Here is a 13,609-nt window from a genome sequence, read left to right on the forward strand (position 1 = left end):
GAACCATGAGCACATTCGATTCCCAGCTGATTGCGTGGCGTCGCGAGCTGCATACCTGGCCGGAGCTGTCCGGCAAGGAAGAGGCGACCACCGAGCGCCTGCGCGCCTGGCTGCAGGCGGCAGATATTCCGCTGCTCGACTATCCGCTAAAAACCGGGCTGGTGGCGGAGCTTGGCCAGGGCGAATCGCTGATTGCGCTGCGCGCCGATATCGACGCGCTGCCGGTGCATGAAGCGAGCGGGCTGGCCTTTCACTCTCGCCATTCCGGCGTGATGCACGCCTGCGGCCACGACGTGCACAGCGCGGTGATGCTGGGCGCGGCGCTGCTGCTGAAGCAGCATGAGAAGGCGCTGAAGGGGCGCGTGCGCATTCTGTTTCAGCCCGCCGAGGAGATCGCCGCCGGCGCGCGGCAGTTTATTGACGCCGGGGTGCTGGAAGGGGTACAGGCGATTTTTGGCATGCACAACGAGCCAGGTCTGCCGACCGGGGTGTTCGCCACGCGCGGCGGCGCGTTCTACGCCAACGCCGACAAGTTTATTATCCGCGTCAGCGGCAAAGGGGCGCACGCGGCGCATCCCGAAGAGGGCGTCGACGCGATTGTCGCCGCCAGCCAGATTATCCAGGGGCTGCAAAGCCTGACCAGCCGCAGCTTCAATACCCTCGACAGCCTGGTGCTGAGCGTCACGCGCATCGATGCGGGCAAAACCTGGAACGTGCTGCCCGGCAGCGTCGAGTTCGGCGGCACCGCGCGCACGCACGACCTCGACGTGCGCGCCGGGCTCGAGGCGCGCGTACGGGCGCTGGTGACCCATTTCGCCGAGGCGGCGGGCGCGCAGGCGACGCTAAGCTGGCACGCTGGTCCGCCGGTGCTGGTCAACGATCCGGAATGGGCGCGCTTTTCTGGCGAAATCGCCGAACAGGCGGGCTACCGCGTGCAGACCGCCGATCTGCACCTCGGCGGCGAAGATTTCGCTTTTTATCTACAGCAGGCCCCTGGCGCCTTCGTCAGCATCGGCAGCGCCAGCGCGTTTGGCCTGCATCACTCCGGCTTTAATCCCGACGAGGCGCTGATCGCGCCCGCCGCCCGCTACTTCGCGCAGCTGGCGCAGCACGCGCTGCAGCGGCTCAGCGCGCGATGTTGCGACGCCATCCTGACCTGATCCCCTGAACTGAACGGCGCTCGCGCGAGCCGACAGGCCGCGCGAACGGCACCGCTGCAACCAAAAAAGAGAGCACATCATGACCACGAGAGAGCTTCGACTGGGCACCATCCTGCATGGCGCATCCGGCAATATGTCCGCATGGCGCCACCCCGCCGCGCAGGCGGACGCCAGCATCAGCTTCGACTATGCGAAGTGTATTGCGCGCAAGGCGGAAGAGGGCAAGCTCGATTTCCTGTTTGTCGCCGACGGCCTCTATATTAATGAAAAATCGATCCCCCACTTTCTCAACCGCTTCGAGCCGCTGACGCTGCTGTCGGCGCTGGCGGGCGTGACCGAACATCTCGGGCTGGTAGGCACCGTATCCACCTCCTACAGCGAGCCCTTTATTACCGCGCGCCAGTTCGCCAGCCTCGACCATCTCAGCGGCGGCCGCGCGGGCTGGAACGTGGTGACCTCGCCGCTGGAGGGGTCGGCAAAAAACTTTTCCCGCAGGCAGCATCCCGAACATGCGCTGCGCTACCGCATCGCCGACGAGTATCTCACCGTGGTGAAGGGGCTGTGGGACTCATGGGAAGAGGGCGCCTTCGTGCGCGATAAGGCGAGCGGTAAGTTTTTCGAGCCGGGCAAGCTGCACGCCATCGACCACCATGGCGACTTCTTCCAGGTGGCCGGGCCGCTGAATATTCAGCGTACGCCGCAGGGCCGTCCTATCCTCTTCCAGGCGGGCGCCTCCGACGATGGCAAGAAGCTGGCGGCGCGCCACGCCGACGCGATTTTTACCCATCAGCCGACGCGGGAGGAGGCGCAGGCGTTCTATCGCGACGTGAAGCGCCAGCTGGTGGAAAACGGCCGCCAGCCGGAAGATCTGCATATTTTCCAGGGGGTCAGCGTGATCGTCGGCGAGAGCGCCGAGGATGTAGAGCGGCAGTACCAGACCACCGCCGCGCTGGTGTCGATCCAGGACGCGCTCAACTATCTGGGCCGCTTTTTTGACCATCACGACTTCTCGCAGTATCCGCTGGATGAACCTTTCCCGGAGCTGGGCGATATCGGCCAGAACAGCTTCCGCAGCACCACCGACGAAATCAAACGCAAGGCGCGCGAGCACGGCCATACGCTGCGCCAGGCGGCGCTGGAAGCGGCAACGCCGCGCCCGCTGTTCCACGGCACGCCGGAGCAGGTGGCGGACGGCCTGCAGCAGTGGTTCGAAAATTTCGCCACCGACGGCTTCATCATTCAGGGCGGCACGCCCGACACCTTTGAGCGCTTCGTCGATCGCGTGGTGCCGGTGTTGCAGGCGCGCGGCCTGACGCGACGCGACTACCCCGGCACCACCCTGCGCGCCAGCTTTGGCCTGAAGGAACCGGCTAACCAGTTCTCACAACAATAAGAGCACCTTCGCTATGCAGAATACTAAAACCCTTATCGCCCTGCTGTTGCTGGTGACGTCCGGCGGCGTCTATGCCGAAGGGACTAACGTCGATTACAACGGCCAGCGCGTCAGCCTCGAAGCCAATAAAGCGCCGATTAATACCGCGAAGAATGACCAGGCGGTGGCGCAGCTGCCGGCCGGCCATCACTTTGTAGTGCCAGGTTCATTTACCGTGGCGGTCGCGGCGCAGAACTCGCCGCCGCTGACGGTCTTCTCTGACGACAATAAAACCCTGCTCGGCAGCGAGGTCGACATCGCCCGGCTGGTGGCCGACAGCCTCGGCCTGAAGCTCAACGTGGTGCCGACTTCGTGGGAAGACTGGCCGCTCGGCGTCGCCTCGGGCAAGTATGACGCGGCTATTTCCAACGTCACCGTCACCAAAGAGCGTAAAGAGAAGTTCGATTTCGCCACCTACCGCCGCGACACGCTCGGCTTCTACGTTAAGGCCGACAGCAAGATCAAGGCGATCGCGACGCCGGAGGATATCGCCGGGCTGCGCATTATCGTCGGCTCCGGCACCAATCAGGAGGCGGTGCTGCTCGCCTGGGATAAAGCCAATCAGGCAAAGGGGCTGAAACCTTTCACGCCGATCTACACCAAAGATGACGCCACCCAGACGCTGGCGCTGCAGTCGGGCCGCGCCGACGCTTACTTCGGGCCGAACGTGATCGGCGCGTGGAAGGCGGCGCTGACCGGCAAAACCCGCCTGGTGGGCAGCTTCGACGGCGGCTGGCCGAAGGTGGCGCATATCGCGGTGACGGTGAAAAAGAGCAGCGGGCTGGCCGAGCCGATCAATACCGCGCTGAACGGCGTGATCCAGAACGGCGATTACCTTAAGGTGCTCAACCGCTGGGGCGAAGGCGTCGAGAAGATCGATCGTTCTGAAATTAACCCGCCGGGCCTGGGCGACTGAGAGGTGAACCATGAGCCAGCAATTTTTTCGCGACGTGTCGCCGGAAGCGCCTGAGCTGCAGCCGATCTTGAGCGGACTTTTCGCCTTTTACGCCTCGCGCTATGGCGACTTCTTCCGTAATCACCAGGAAGTCGAGAAAACCGAATGGTATCTGCCGCCGCGCGGCCTGTTTATCGTGCTGGAGCGCGACGGCGAGATTATCGCCATGGGCGCCTACAAGCCCTTTGATGAGGAGACCGCCGAGCTGAAGCGCATCTGGACGCGCGGCGATCTGCGGCGTCAGGGGCTGGCGCAGTTAGTGGTGCAGGAGCTGGAGCGGCGCGCGCGGCGCGCCGGTTACCGGCGGCTCTATCTCACCACCGGTTTCCGTCAGCCGGAAGCAGTGCAGCTCTACAGTACTTTCGGCTATCAGCCGCAGTTCGATCTCAGCGGCGATCTGGAGCGCTACGGGCAGCCGCCCTATGACGGCCGTCTGCGCTTTACCAAAGTTATCGACGTTAACCACGTCGCTCAGGCGAGTTAAGGAGGCAACATGAGCAGGGAACATCAACAGTTGAAAGTGGTGCCGGCGCGCTATCCCGCCCGGACCGTTGGGGCGATTGTTGCCCTGTTTATTCTGGCGGGCGTGGTGGAGTCGGTGGCGCTGAATCCACGCTGGGAGTGGGGCGTCTTCGCCCGCTGGTTCTTCGATCCGGTGATCCTGCACGGCCTGGGGCAGACGCTGCTGCTGACGCTGCTCGGCACCGTTTTTAGCCTGATTTTCGGCGGCCTGCTGGCGCTGGCGCGCCTCTCGTCATCCTGGCTGCTCAGCACGCTCGCCTGGGGCTATATCTGGCTGTTCCGATCGCTGCCGCTGATCGTGGTGCTGATTATTCTGTATAACTTCTCCTACCTTTACGACACGCTCTCGCTCGGCGTGCCCTTTACCACGCTCGCCTGGGGCCATTTCCAGACCATTAACGTGCTGGGTCAGTTTCCGGCGGCGGTGATTGGCCTGACGCTGGTGCAGGCGGCCTACAGCGCGGAGATTATTCGCGGCGGCTTTCTCGGCGTCGATCACGGGCAGACGGAGGCGGCGTCGGCGCTCGGCCTCTCAGCGACGCGCCGCACCTTCCGCATCATTCTGCCGCAGGCGCTGCGCGCCATTATTCCGACCGCCTTTAACGAAATCATCAGTCTCGCCAAAGGCACGGCGATGGTTTACGTGCTGGCGATGCCAGAGCTGTTTTACACCATTCAGATGATCTACAACCGCAACCAGGAAGTGATCCCGCTGCAGATGGTGGGCGCAGCCTGGTATTTGATCATCACCACGGTGCTGTCGGCCATCCAGCACGGCGTTGAAGGCTGGCTGGCGCGCAGCGTCACCCGCGATCCGCAACCTTCGCGCTGGCGCCAGTGGCGCAGCCGTTTGAACCCCGTTGCCGCAAATGAGGAGATTAGCCATGTCCGAAGCCATTGATTACCGCCAGGCACACGCCACCGGCGCCATCAGCATTACCGGCGTCAGCAAAAGCTACGGCCGCCACAAGGCGCTGGACGACGTGTCGCTGGAGCTGGCGCCCGGCTCGGTGACGGTAATTGTCGGACCGTCCGGCTCCGGCAAGTCGACCCTGCTGCGCACGCTGAATCATCTGGAGCGCGTCGATGAGGGGTTTATTCAGATCGACGGCGATTATATTGGCTACCAGCGGCGCGGCGACAGGCTCTATGAGCTGAAGGAGAAGGCGATTTTGCGCCAGCGCGTCAACGTCGGCTACGTGTTCCAGAACTTCAACCTCTTTCCGCACCTAACCGTGCTGGAGAATCTCATCGAGGCGCCCATCGCCCATCGCCAGCTGTCGAAACGTGACGCGGTCGCGCGCGCCGGGGAGCTGCTCGATATCGTCGGGCTGCGCCATAAATCCGATGCCTGGCCGCGCCATTTGTCCGGCGGCCAGCAGCAGCGCATCGCCATTGCGCGCGCCCTGATGCTGAACCCGCGCGTGATGCTGTTTGACGAGCCTACCTCGGCGCTCGATCCCGAGCTGGTGGGCGAAGTGCTCGACGTCATCAAAAAGCTGGCGCGTTCGGGTACCACGCTGGTGATTGTCACGCACGAGATCGGCTTCGCGCGTGAAGTGGCGGATAACGTGGTGTTTATGGTGGATGGCAAAATTGTCGAGCAGGGCAGCGCGACCCAGGTGCTGAGCAATCCGCGCCATGAACGCACGCGCCGCTTTCTTGCGCGCGTGCTATAGGACAGAGATGATGAGAGCCTCTTTACTTGCCCTGCTGCTGCTCGGCGCGCTGCCGCCTGCGCTGTCGGCTACCCTCGACGTCACGCAGAATGAGACGCCGATTGCGGCCCCGGCGAATCCGCAGGCAATCGCCAGGATCCCGCAGGGCTTCCATTTTGTCGAGTCGGGCTATCTGACCGTCGCCACCACCAGTACCAACTCTCCGCCGCTGGGGCTGCTGGCGTCCGACAATAAAACGCGTATCGGCAGCGACGCCGACTTCGCGCGGCTGCTGGCGGACAGCCTGGGGCTGAAGCTGCATCTGGTGCCCGCCTCCTGGGAGGACTGGCCGCTCGGCGTGACCGCCGGACGCTATGACGTGGCGATGTTCAACATCGCGGTGACGGAAGAGCGCAAGAAGAAGTTCGACTTCGCCACCTACCGCGCCGATGGCCATGCGTTTCTGGTGAAGGCGAGCAGCCCCATCAAAAGTATCAATAAGGCAGAGGAGGTTGCGGGACTGCGCATTATCGTTGGCTCCGGCACTAACCAGGAGCGCATCCTGCTCGGCTGGGACGCGCAGAACCGCGCCAGAGGGTTAAAACCGGTGACGCCGGTCTATCTCACCGACGAGGCGGCGGCGACGCTGACACTGCTCTCAGGACGCGCCGACGCGCTCTTCGGCCCGCAGTCGATGGCGGCCTGGAAGGTGGCGTCGCGCGGCGATACCAGAATTGTCGGCTATGGCCCGGTGCGATCCTGGGTGGCGGTCACGACGAAGAAAGGGAACGGTCTGGCGGAGGCGTTACAGACGGCGATAAACGGCACCATTTCGGGCGGTCAGTATCAGCAGGTGCTAAACCGCTGGGGCGAGCAGAATGAGGCGATTGCGACATCAACGGTAAATCCGCCAGGGATTGTTTACTGAAACAGGACGGCGCTGCCGCTGGCGTCTCACTGGCGAAAAAAGCCGCCTCACAGGCGGCTTGTCGTTAACGCGCTTACTGTTCAGGGGTTGCGGTACTCTTCGTACGACCGCGGTTCGGGATCGTCATCTTTGCGATACAGGTTATCAGCGGCCTGACGCTCTTTGACGTATCCCAGGGTCTCCTCCAGCTGCCGCTGCTCTTCCACCGGCATGGTGTTAATCACATCGCTGTTGATGGAGGCCTGAATTTTATCAAAAATTTCGATAGCGAACCCCAGGAACTCACTGTCGGTGAGGATCTCGTTCCGGTAAAGCTCGCAGAGCGTTTTTTGCTTCTCTAACTCTTTTTTAAGATCCTCAACCTGTTTGTTACAGGCATCCAGCTGTGCCGATTCTGACGCATTCGAAGCCATAGTAAATATCCTTTTTGATAAGCGATTTTTAATTAAAACGCAGCTTAGTGTAGTTCTGGCAGGGTATAAATAACAGGCAGCAGGGTTACAGACGCAACGCAGCAATGACTAATGCTAAATTTTTTGATAAGTATGGCTAAGGTTTATTTTGCCCTGAAGCCAGGAGCCCCAGCCAAGGCAAGCGCTCTGCTCACCTTTAAACCTCATCGGAGCCCGATCTGCACGCGTTGAGGCGCAGTCTCTACAGAGTAACGCGCTTATGCTGGCCGCCCGCGCGGTCGATAGTGCGGGCAAAGAGATCGACCATGAAGGGCTTAGTGAGCTTGCGGGCGTAACGCAGACAACAGAAAAACGCCACAGGCATCAGTGAGTTTTCGTGAATGGCCCATGGTCTACGGGCCACTTTTGCTGGCTCAGGCAGGGGGAAAGTGGGCAAAATGCCTGAGCGAGTAAGCATCTTTTATCAGGCCGCCATCTTGCGACACTGCTCGGCACAGGAATGGCACGCTCTGGCGCACGCCTGGCAATGATCGTGCTCGTGCTGGCCGCATTCGTCGCCGCACTGCTGGCAAATCTCTGCACACAGCTGGCACAGCGATTTGGCTGATTCGCTGTTGAGCGCCATAAATTGCGCGGCCAGTCGACAAATGTTCGCGCATTGCATATCCATTCTGATGCAGTTGCGCATCATCTCCAGATTCTCTTCTTCAAGACAGGACGCTGCGCAATGGTCGCAGGCGGCAGCGCACAGATAACAGGCTTCGATGCACTCTTTAAACGGATTAGACATATCTCCTCCTTAACTGAACGTGTTAAGTAAGCCTGGAAAAGAAAACGGATTATGCAACACGGAAATAAGTAAATAACTTTTTCATCGTTGCGTCTGAGGCTGGTCTGGCCGTCAGGGTCAGCAGCTTGATCCGGCGTTAAGCCACGATCATACTGCCGCAGACAGCCTGCCTGCTGGCTGATGCAGGCAAAAGTGCCAGGCATTAGTCAATGCTAAGAAGGGCTGCGTTAAGACTGGAGCCAGAGCCTGTGGAAGTGCCGCTGTCTGTTCACCTGGCTCTTCGGCGCATTTTTCGATAATGCGTACAGCAGAGTAAACTATGATAACAAGCAGGTAAGATTTCTTTCTAAAAACATAATAAGTTTATAGGGTTGCAATGAAAATCCGCTTTCTGTCAGCCAATGAGCACAAGCTGACCGAGGTACGCAAAATCCTCGAACCGGTAGGCGTCGACGTCGTGCCTATCGCGCGCCGCATCGACGAAATCCAGACGGAAAACGAAATCGCGCTGGTACGCGACAAGCTGACCAGGGCGTTTTCCATTATCGGCCGCCCGCTGTTTGTTGAACACACGGGGCTCTATCTTGACGGGCTGAATGGCTTGCCCGCCGGACTGACGCGCATCTTCTGGAACCGGCTGGAGGCGGAGCGCTTCGCCAAGCTGGTACAGGGGCTGGAGAGCCAGGCGGTGACGGCGAAAACCGTGCTCGGCTACTGCGACGGGCGCAAAATGTACCAGTTTCATGGCGAAGTACGCGGCACCATCGCCGCCAGACCTGCCGGACCGCGCGAGTTTCAGTGGGACTGCGTGTTTATCCCGGAAGGCCATAGTCAGACTTTCGCCGAGATGGGCGAGCTGAAAAATGCAATCTCTATGCGCAAGCTGGCGCTCGATCGCTTCGCCGAATTTCTGAAAACCGCCCGAGGAGTGGCATGAAACCTGAACTCAAACGCGCCTATGACTCCGGCAAACTGATCCTCTTCGCCGGCGCGGGCATCTCGCGCAACCTGGGACTGCCGGAGTGGCATGAGCTGATCGCTCATCTGGCGAATGAACTGGGCTACGATCCGAAAATCTTCAACACTTATGGCACCCATCTTTCGCTGGCGGAGTATTACAAACAGAAGAAGGGGTCGCTGGGGCCATTGCGCAGCTGGATGGATCGCGAGTGGCATCGCCCGGACATTGATGTCCGATCGTCAGAAATTCACACCATGATTACGCAGGGCAACTTTAGCCGTATTTATACCACCAACTACGATCGCTGGCTGGAAGCGGCGCACGAGGCGCACGGCGTTCCCTACAGCAAAGTCGCCAACGCGGCAGATCTGGTGGCGCTTACCGAGGACAAGCGGCATATCATCAAACTGCACGGCGATTTCGACGACGACACCTCAATCGTGCTGGATGAGAGCAGCTATTTTGAGCGTCTCTATTTCGACTCGCCGCTCGATATCAAACTGACTCACGATGTGATGGGCAATTCGGTGCTGTTTGTCGGCTACAGCATCAGCGATTTCAATATCCGCCTGCTGTTCTATCGCCTGACGAAAATGTGGGGCAGAACCGGCCTGGCGACCGCACGGCCGAAGTCCTATCTCTTCACCAACCGCAATAATCCGGTGGCGCGCGAGGTGCTGGGGCAGTGGGGAATCGATATGATCGTGTCGGAAGAGGACGACCCGCGTAAAGCGCTGGCTGATTTTCTTAATGAATTGATTTCCTGAGCGAATTCTTCACTTTTACTGGCGTAGCGATAGCGTTGAAAAAAGGATGCAATCTGCCCGCATGAGGGATATACTGTATATATTAACAGTATCGGAGAGGCAAAAATGGCTGTCGAAATTAAATACGTAGTCGTCAAGAAGGGTGAAGAGAAAATGACGTTTGCCAGCAAAAAAGAGGCGGATGCCTACGACAAGATGCTCGACATGGCGGAGGCCTTTACCGACTGGTTAGCGCAGCATCAGCCCGATATGGATGAATCTCAGGCTGAGACGCTCGGCCTGCTGCTTGCAGAGCAGAAAGATGCGATCCAGCATATCCTGCGCACCAGCAAACTTCCGGATGCGGCTGACGCGGCGAAAAAGGTTCACGTAGATGAAAGCGCCGAAGGCGAAGGCGCTCAGACGAAGAAAGTGCGCGCCGTTAAGGCCGCTTAATTTCAGCCCGATATAAAAGACGCGCCGCAGTGCCTTTGCCTGCGGCGCGTTTTTGTATGCGGGAAGCCTCTTCGGTCAGGCGCGCCTGCTCCGCCAGCTTTTATGCGTCAGTGAGCGAACAGAGAGAAGGTGCCGAAATAGTAGCTCGCCATCCATGCCACATAGACCAGCCACACCATTAACCCTGCCGTTAAACCCAGTTTACTCGTCATCAGCCTGCCTCCATAAAATGTGCGGTTACTGGAACCGTTGACACAAATTGACAGAAGGCAGCGAGGTGCGAATTGTTCTGGATCAAATAAGCTGCATACAGTGGTTACAGGTCACTGCGGCGTAGATCAAAAAGCCTCAGAGCAGGTCGATGCGATCGCCGCGCGTAGTGGGCTGCGAGATCACTAAAAATTCGACGTCACTTTCGCTGTCGTTACGGGCCTGGTGTTTCGCTTCGGGAGGAATTTCCAGACCTTCATGGGGGTGGAGCAGATGACATTCGCCTTCAAGCTCCATACAGAGCGTGCCGCGCAGCACAAAAAAGAACTGCCGACACTGGGCGTGATAGTGACAGATCTCTGTAGTGCTGGCGGGCATCCGCTCGTGGATAATGCTGAGATCCTGTCGCTGCAGCAGTGCCCAACCATCGCACTGGTCGCCCCAAATATAGTGTTCGGCATTCTCTTTCGAGACCATGGTGCTCGTCCTTTCTCTTTCTATGGAACCGATACCATAGCGGCTCTGAGCGGAAAAAAACATGTCTTTTCAACGCTCTTGTGTTTGATGCGCGCTTTTCATACGAGACATAAAAGAAAACCCGCCAGCGGCGGGTTTTTTTATCATCAGAGAGGGCTGTGATTACTGCGCCGGACGCGCTTTATTGCGTGAGCGCAGCTTTTTCACCAGACGATGCGCCTCTGCTTCGCTGGCCACCGCAGGCGAAGAGCCACGCAGCGGCTTGCGTGCTGATTCGTGCAGCGTCAGCACAGTGATAAGGCCGATTACCCCGGCGCCCATCAGGTAGTAGGCAGGCATCATCAGGTTATGGGTGGTGTCCACCAGCCAGGCAGTAATTAGCGGTGTCGTACCGCCGAACAGTGAAACGGAGAGGTTAAAGCCGATCGCCAGCGCGCTGTAGCGGATATCGGTGACAAACAGCGCTGGCAGGGTGGCTGGCATAGAGCCGCTGAAGCAGGTATGCAGCGCGCCCAGCACGATTAGACCAGCGAACACCAGCCACATATTGCCCGACGTCACCAGCATCATGCAGGGGATCGCCAGCAGGATCAGGCCAACCGCGCCGCTGCCAATGACCGGACGACGACCCAGGCGATCTGCCCAGTGTCCCCAGAACAGCGTCAGCGGCATCATCACGAACATCACCACCATAATCAGCAGCAAACTGCTCAGCTCGCCCATACCCAGAATGCCGGTCAGATAGCTCGGCATATAGGAGGTCAGCATATAGTTGGAGACGTTAAACAGCAGCACCAGACCAATACATTTCAGCATCGGTTTGTGATACTTCTTCAGCATCTGCACCACCGACATCGCCGGTTTGCTGTGCTCCAGCGCCTCCTGCTTCTCCATATGCTGCTGGAAGGCGGGTGTCTCTTCCAGCTTGAGTCGCACATAGAGGCCGAACAGGCCAAGCGGCGCGGCGACGAAGAAGGGAACGCGCCAGCCCCAGTCAAGCATGGTCTGTTCCGGCAGCACTGAGGTCAGCGCGGTGACGAAGCCAGCGCCCAGCAGATAGCCCCCCAGGGTGCCGAACTCGAGGAAGCTCCCCATAAAGCCGCGACGGTTATCGGTAGAGTATTCAGCGATAAAGGTTGCCGCGCCGCCATATTCGCCGCCGGTTGAGAATCCCTGCACCAGACGCGCTACCAGCAGCAAGATCGGCGCCAGAATGCCTATGCTGGCGTAGGAGGGGATCAGGCCGATGCAGAAGGTGCCGATCGACATCATAATCATGGTCATCGCCAGCACTTTCTGTCGACCGATGCGATCGCCGAGCGGGCCGAACACCAGTCCGCCGATGGGGCGTACCAGGAAGGCCGCGGCAAAAGTACCGAAGGCGGCGATCAGCTGAGCGGTGTTGCTGGCGTTGGCGAAGAAGACTTTACCAATGGTCACGGCAAGGTAGCTGTAGACGCCGAAGTCGAACCACTCCATAGCGTTACCCAGCGCCGCTGCGCCGACCGCTCGCTTAAGCATGTCGTTATCAACGATGGTGATATCGTCAACCGTCAGCTCTTTCTGTTTTTTCTGCCAGAAATGCTTCTTGCTTTTATCTGTGGGTTGATTCCCGGTGCTCATAATATCCTCATTAACCAATGAGGCTCTTATAGCTTTCGTCGCCGAACTGCCAACAAACTCTGGGAAAGAAAGCTATAAGCAGCCTGTTAAAATAAATTACGGCAGCTTGTTTACAACAATTTACCTTACTATAAAAACGGCCTCGCTTTCAAATTAGCAGATTTTTAGACTGTAATAGCCGACTGAACACGCAATTGATGCCATATTGATCCCTCACCATGGTTTAAATGGCTTTATCTCAAGGGGTTATCCTGTAAAGAAATCTAAAAAATGTGATAAAAAAAAGCGTAGCGTGAAAATAACCTGACATATTGCAGGGATTAATAAACCGGGTGCAATCGCCTTAATTAGCCCGGGAGGAAATAACCCTGAAATAAGCAGGGTTACAGGCCGATGCAGAATGTCATCAATCGGTCATGGAGTTAATGACGCGTTATCGCTGTCGCCAGCTAACATTCAGAGAGGAGTTTGATTCGCACGCACCGCCCTGGACTGCGGCGGTCTTTCTGGAGGGGTTATGGCTCGATTTAGTGATAAGCGTATCCTGATTACTGGCGGCACCAGCGGCATGGGTCTGGCGGGCGCGCAGCGCATTCAGGCAGAGGGCGGCCGCGTGGCGGTCACCGGCCGCAATCCCAGCCGGTTGCAGTATGCCAACAGCGTACTGCACGATAATGCGCTGGTGCTGCGCAACGACGCTTCCCTGGAGGCGGATATTGAGGCGCTAGGCGAAGCGGTGGAAAAATGGGGCAAGCTGGATGGGCTCTGGCTGAATGCCGGCTATGCCGAACTGGGCGAGCTGGAGTCCGTCACCGCGGAGGCATTTAACGCCATGATGAATGCCAATGTGCGCGGCCCTGTGCTGCAGCTCGCCCGTCTCTCCTCTCTGCTTAATCCCGGCGCGTCGGTGGTGGTCACCTCATCCTCGTCAAGCTATGAAGGCGCGGCGAGCACCAGCCTTTATGCCGCGACAAAAGGGGCGATTGTGGCGATGGCGCGCAGCTGGGCCACCGCGCTGGCGCCGCGCGGCATTCGCGTTAATGTGGTGGTGCCAGGGCCGATCGAAACGCACTTCCGCGATTTTATGCCGGAAACGGCGCGTCAGCAGTTCGAAGATTTCATCGTTAGTCAGGTGCCGCTAAAGCGGGCCGGGAAGGCAGAAGAGGCGGCGGCGGTCGCGCTGTTTCTGCTCTCCAGCGACGCCTCTTATGTGACGGGCAGCCAGTACGCGGTAGATGGCGGACTGGTGCGTTACTGATATCAGGGGCAGCCTGCGCT

The 13,609-nt window shown here is 59.0% G+C and carries 15 protein-coding genes; 11 read left to right on the forward strand and 4 right to left on the reverse strand.

What is annotated here, in order from left to right; translation table 11 throughout:
• Nucleotides 1-5: 5 nt before the first annotated feature.
• The 7 genes from Q9R34_RS11290 (at nt 6) to Q9R34_RS11320 (ending at nt 6,655) form a co-directional block, all read left to right on the forward strand.
• The gene (locus Q9R34_RS11290; RefSeq protein ID WP_485893720.1) at nt 6-1,160 is read left to right on the forward strand and encodes an amidohydrolase; all 1,155 of its coding nucleotides are present in this window, start codon (nt 6-8) and stop codon (nt 1,158-1,160) included.
• Nucleotides 1,161-1,239: 79 nt separating this feature from the next.
• Entirely contained in the window at nt 1,240-2,553 is a 1,314-nt protein-coding gene (locus Q9R34_RS11295) for an LLM class flavin-dependent oxidoreductase (RefSeq protein ID WP_485893722.1), read from the forward strand.
• A gap of 13 nt (nt 2,554-2,566) precedes the next feature.
• Nucleotides 2,567-3,508, forward strand: a complete 942-nt coding sequence (locus Q9R34_RS11300; protein WP_485893724.1) for an ABC transporter substrate-binding protein — start codon at nt 2,567-2,569, stop codon at nt 3,506-3,508.
• A 10-nt stretch (nt 3,509-3,518) separates the two neighbouring features.
• The gene (locus Q9R34_RS11305; RefSeq protein WP_485893726.1) at nt 3,519-4,031 is read left to right on the forward strand and encodes a GNAT family N-acetyltransferase; all 513 of its coding nucleotides are present in this window, start codon (nt 3,519-3,521) and stop codon (nt 4,029-4,031) included.
• A 9-nt stretch (nt 4,032-4,040) separates the two neighbouring features.
• Entirely contained in the window at nt 4,041-4,970 is a 930-nt protein-coding gene (locus tag Q9R34_RS11310) for an amino acid ABC transporter permease (protein WP_485893728.1), read from the forward strand.
• Nucleotides 4,954-5,748 carry an amino acid ABC transporter ATP-binding protein gene (locus Q9R34_RS11315; RefSeq protein ID WP_485893730.1) on the forward strand — a complete coding sequence of 265 codons (795 nt, stop codon included), beginning with the start codon at nt 4,954-4,956 and terminating at the stop codon, nt 5,746-5,748. Before Q9R34_RS11310 ends, Q9R34_RS11315 begins: the two co-directional genes overlap by 17 nt.
• 10 nt (nt 5,749-5,758) lie before the next feature.
• Nucleotides 5,759-6,655 (forward strand): ABC transporter substrate-binding protein, encoded by an 897-nt coding sequence (locus Q9R34_RS11320; RefSeq protein WP_485893732.1) that lies wholly within the window; start codon nt 5,759-5,761, stop codon nt 6,653-6,655.
• 80 nt (nt 6,656-6,735) lie between these two features.
• Here the strand turns inward: Q9R34_RS11320 and Q9R34_RS11325 are convergent, their stop codons facing one another.
• Entirely contained in the window at nt 6,736-7,068 is a 333-nt protein-coding gene (locus tag Q9R34_RS11325) for a hypothetical protein (protein WP_485893734.1), read from the reverse strand.
• Nucleotides 7,069-7,531: 463 nt separating this feature from the next.
• Entirely contained in the window at nt 7,532-7,858 is a 327-nt protein-coding gene (locus tag Q9R34_RS11330; protein WP_434123703.1) for a four-helix bundle copper-binding protein, read from the reverse strand.
• Nucleotides 7,859-8,234: 376 nt separating this feature from the next.
• Between Q9R34_RS11330 and Q9R34_RS11335 the strand changes: the two genes are divergently transcribed.
• The 3 genes from Q9R34_RS11335 to Q9R34_RS11345 all read left to right on the forward strand — a co-directional run bounded on the left by Q9R34_RS11335 (nt 8,235) and on the right by Q9R34_RS11345 (nt 10,021).
• Nucleotides 8,235-8,795 (forward strand): non-canonical purine NTP pyrophosphatase, encoded by a 561-nt coding sequence (locus Q9R34_RS11335; RefSeq protein WP_485893737.1) that lies wholly within the window; start codon nt 8,235-8,237, stop codon nt 8,793-8,795.
• Nucleotides 8,792-9,586 carry an SIR2 family protein gene (locus tag Q9R34_RS11340; RefSeq protein ID WP_434123705.1) on the forward strand — a complete coding sequence of 265 codons (795 nt, stop codon included), beginning with the start codon at nt 8,792-8,794 and terminating at the stop codon, nt 9,584-9,586. The genes Q9R34_RS11335 and Q9R34_RS11340 overlap by 4 nt, the downstream gene beginning before the upstream one ends.
• 105 nt (nt 9,587-9,691) lie before the next feature.
• Nucleotides 9,692-10,021: a YebG family protein gene (locus tag Q9R34_RS11345; RefSeq protein WP_434123706.1), complete on the forward strand. Its 330-nt coding sequence runs from the start codon at nt 9,692-9,694 to the stop codon at nt 10,019-10,021.
• A gap of 348 nt (nt 10,022-10,369) precedes the next feature.
• Here the strand turns inward: Q9R34_RS11345 and Q9R34_RS11350 are convergent, their stop codons facing one another.
• Both Q9R34_RS11350 and proP read right to left on the reverse strand, forming a co-directional pair.
• On the reverse strand, nt 10,370-10,708 hold the full coding sequence (locus tag Q9R34_RS11350) for a cupin domain-containing protein (protein WP_485893740.1): 339 nt from the start codon (nt 10,706-10,708) through the stop codon (nt 10,370-10,372).
• A gap of 162 nt (nt 10,709-10,870) precedes the next feature.
• Nucleotides 10,871-12,331: a glycine betaine/L-proline transporter ProP gene (gene proP, locus Q9R34_RS11355; protein WP_485893741.1), complete on the reverse strand. Its 1,461-nt coding sequence runs from the start codon at nt 12,329-12,331 to the stop codon at nt 10,871-10,873.
• A gap of 517 nt (nt 12,332-12,848) precedes the next feature.
• Between proP and Q9R34_RS11360 the strand changes: the two genes are divergently transcribed.
• Complete coding sequence (locus Q9R34_RS11360; protein ID WP_485893743.1) at nt 12,849-13,589, forward strand: SDR family oxidoreductase; 741 nt, start codon at nt 12,849-12,851, stop codon at nt 13,587-13,589.
• Nucleotides 13,590-13,609 lie beyond the last annotated feature (20 nt).

This window comes from Enterobacter sp. BRE11 (genome assembly GCF_031844285.1).
In the GTDB taxonomy this organism is placed as follows: domain Bacteria; phylum Pseudomonadota; class Gammaproteobacteria; order Enterobacterales; family Enterobacteriaceae; genus Pantoea.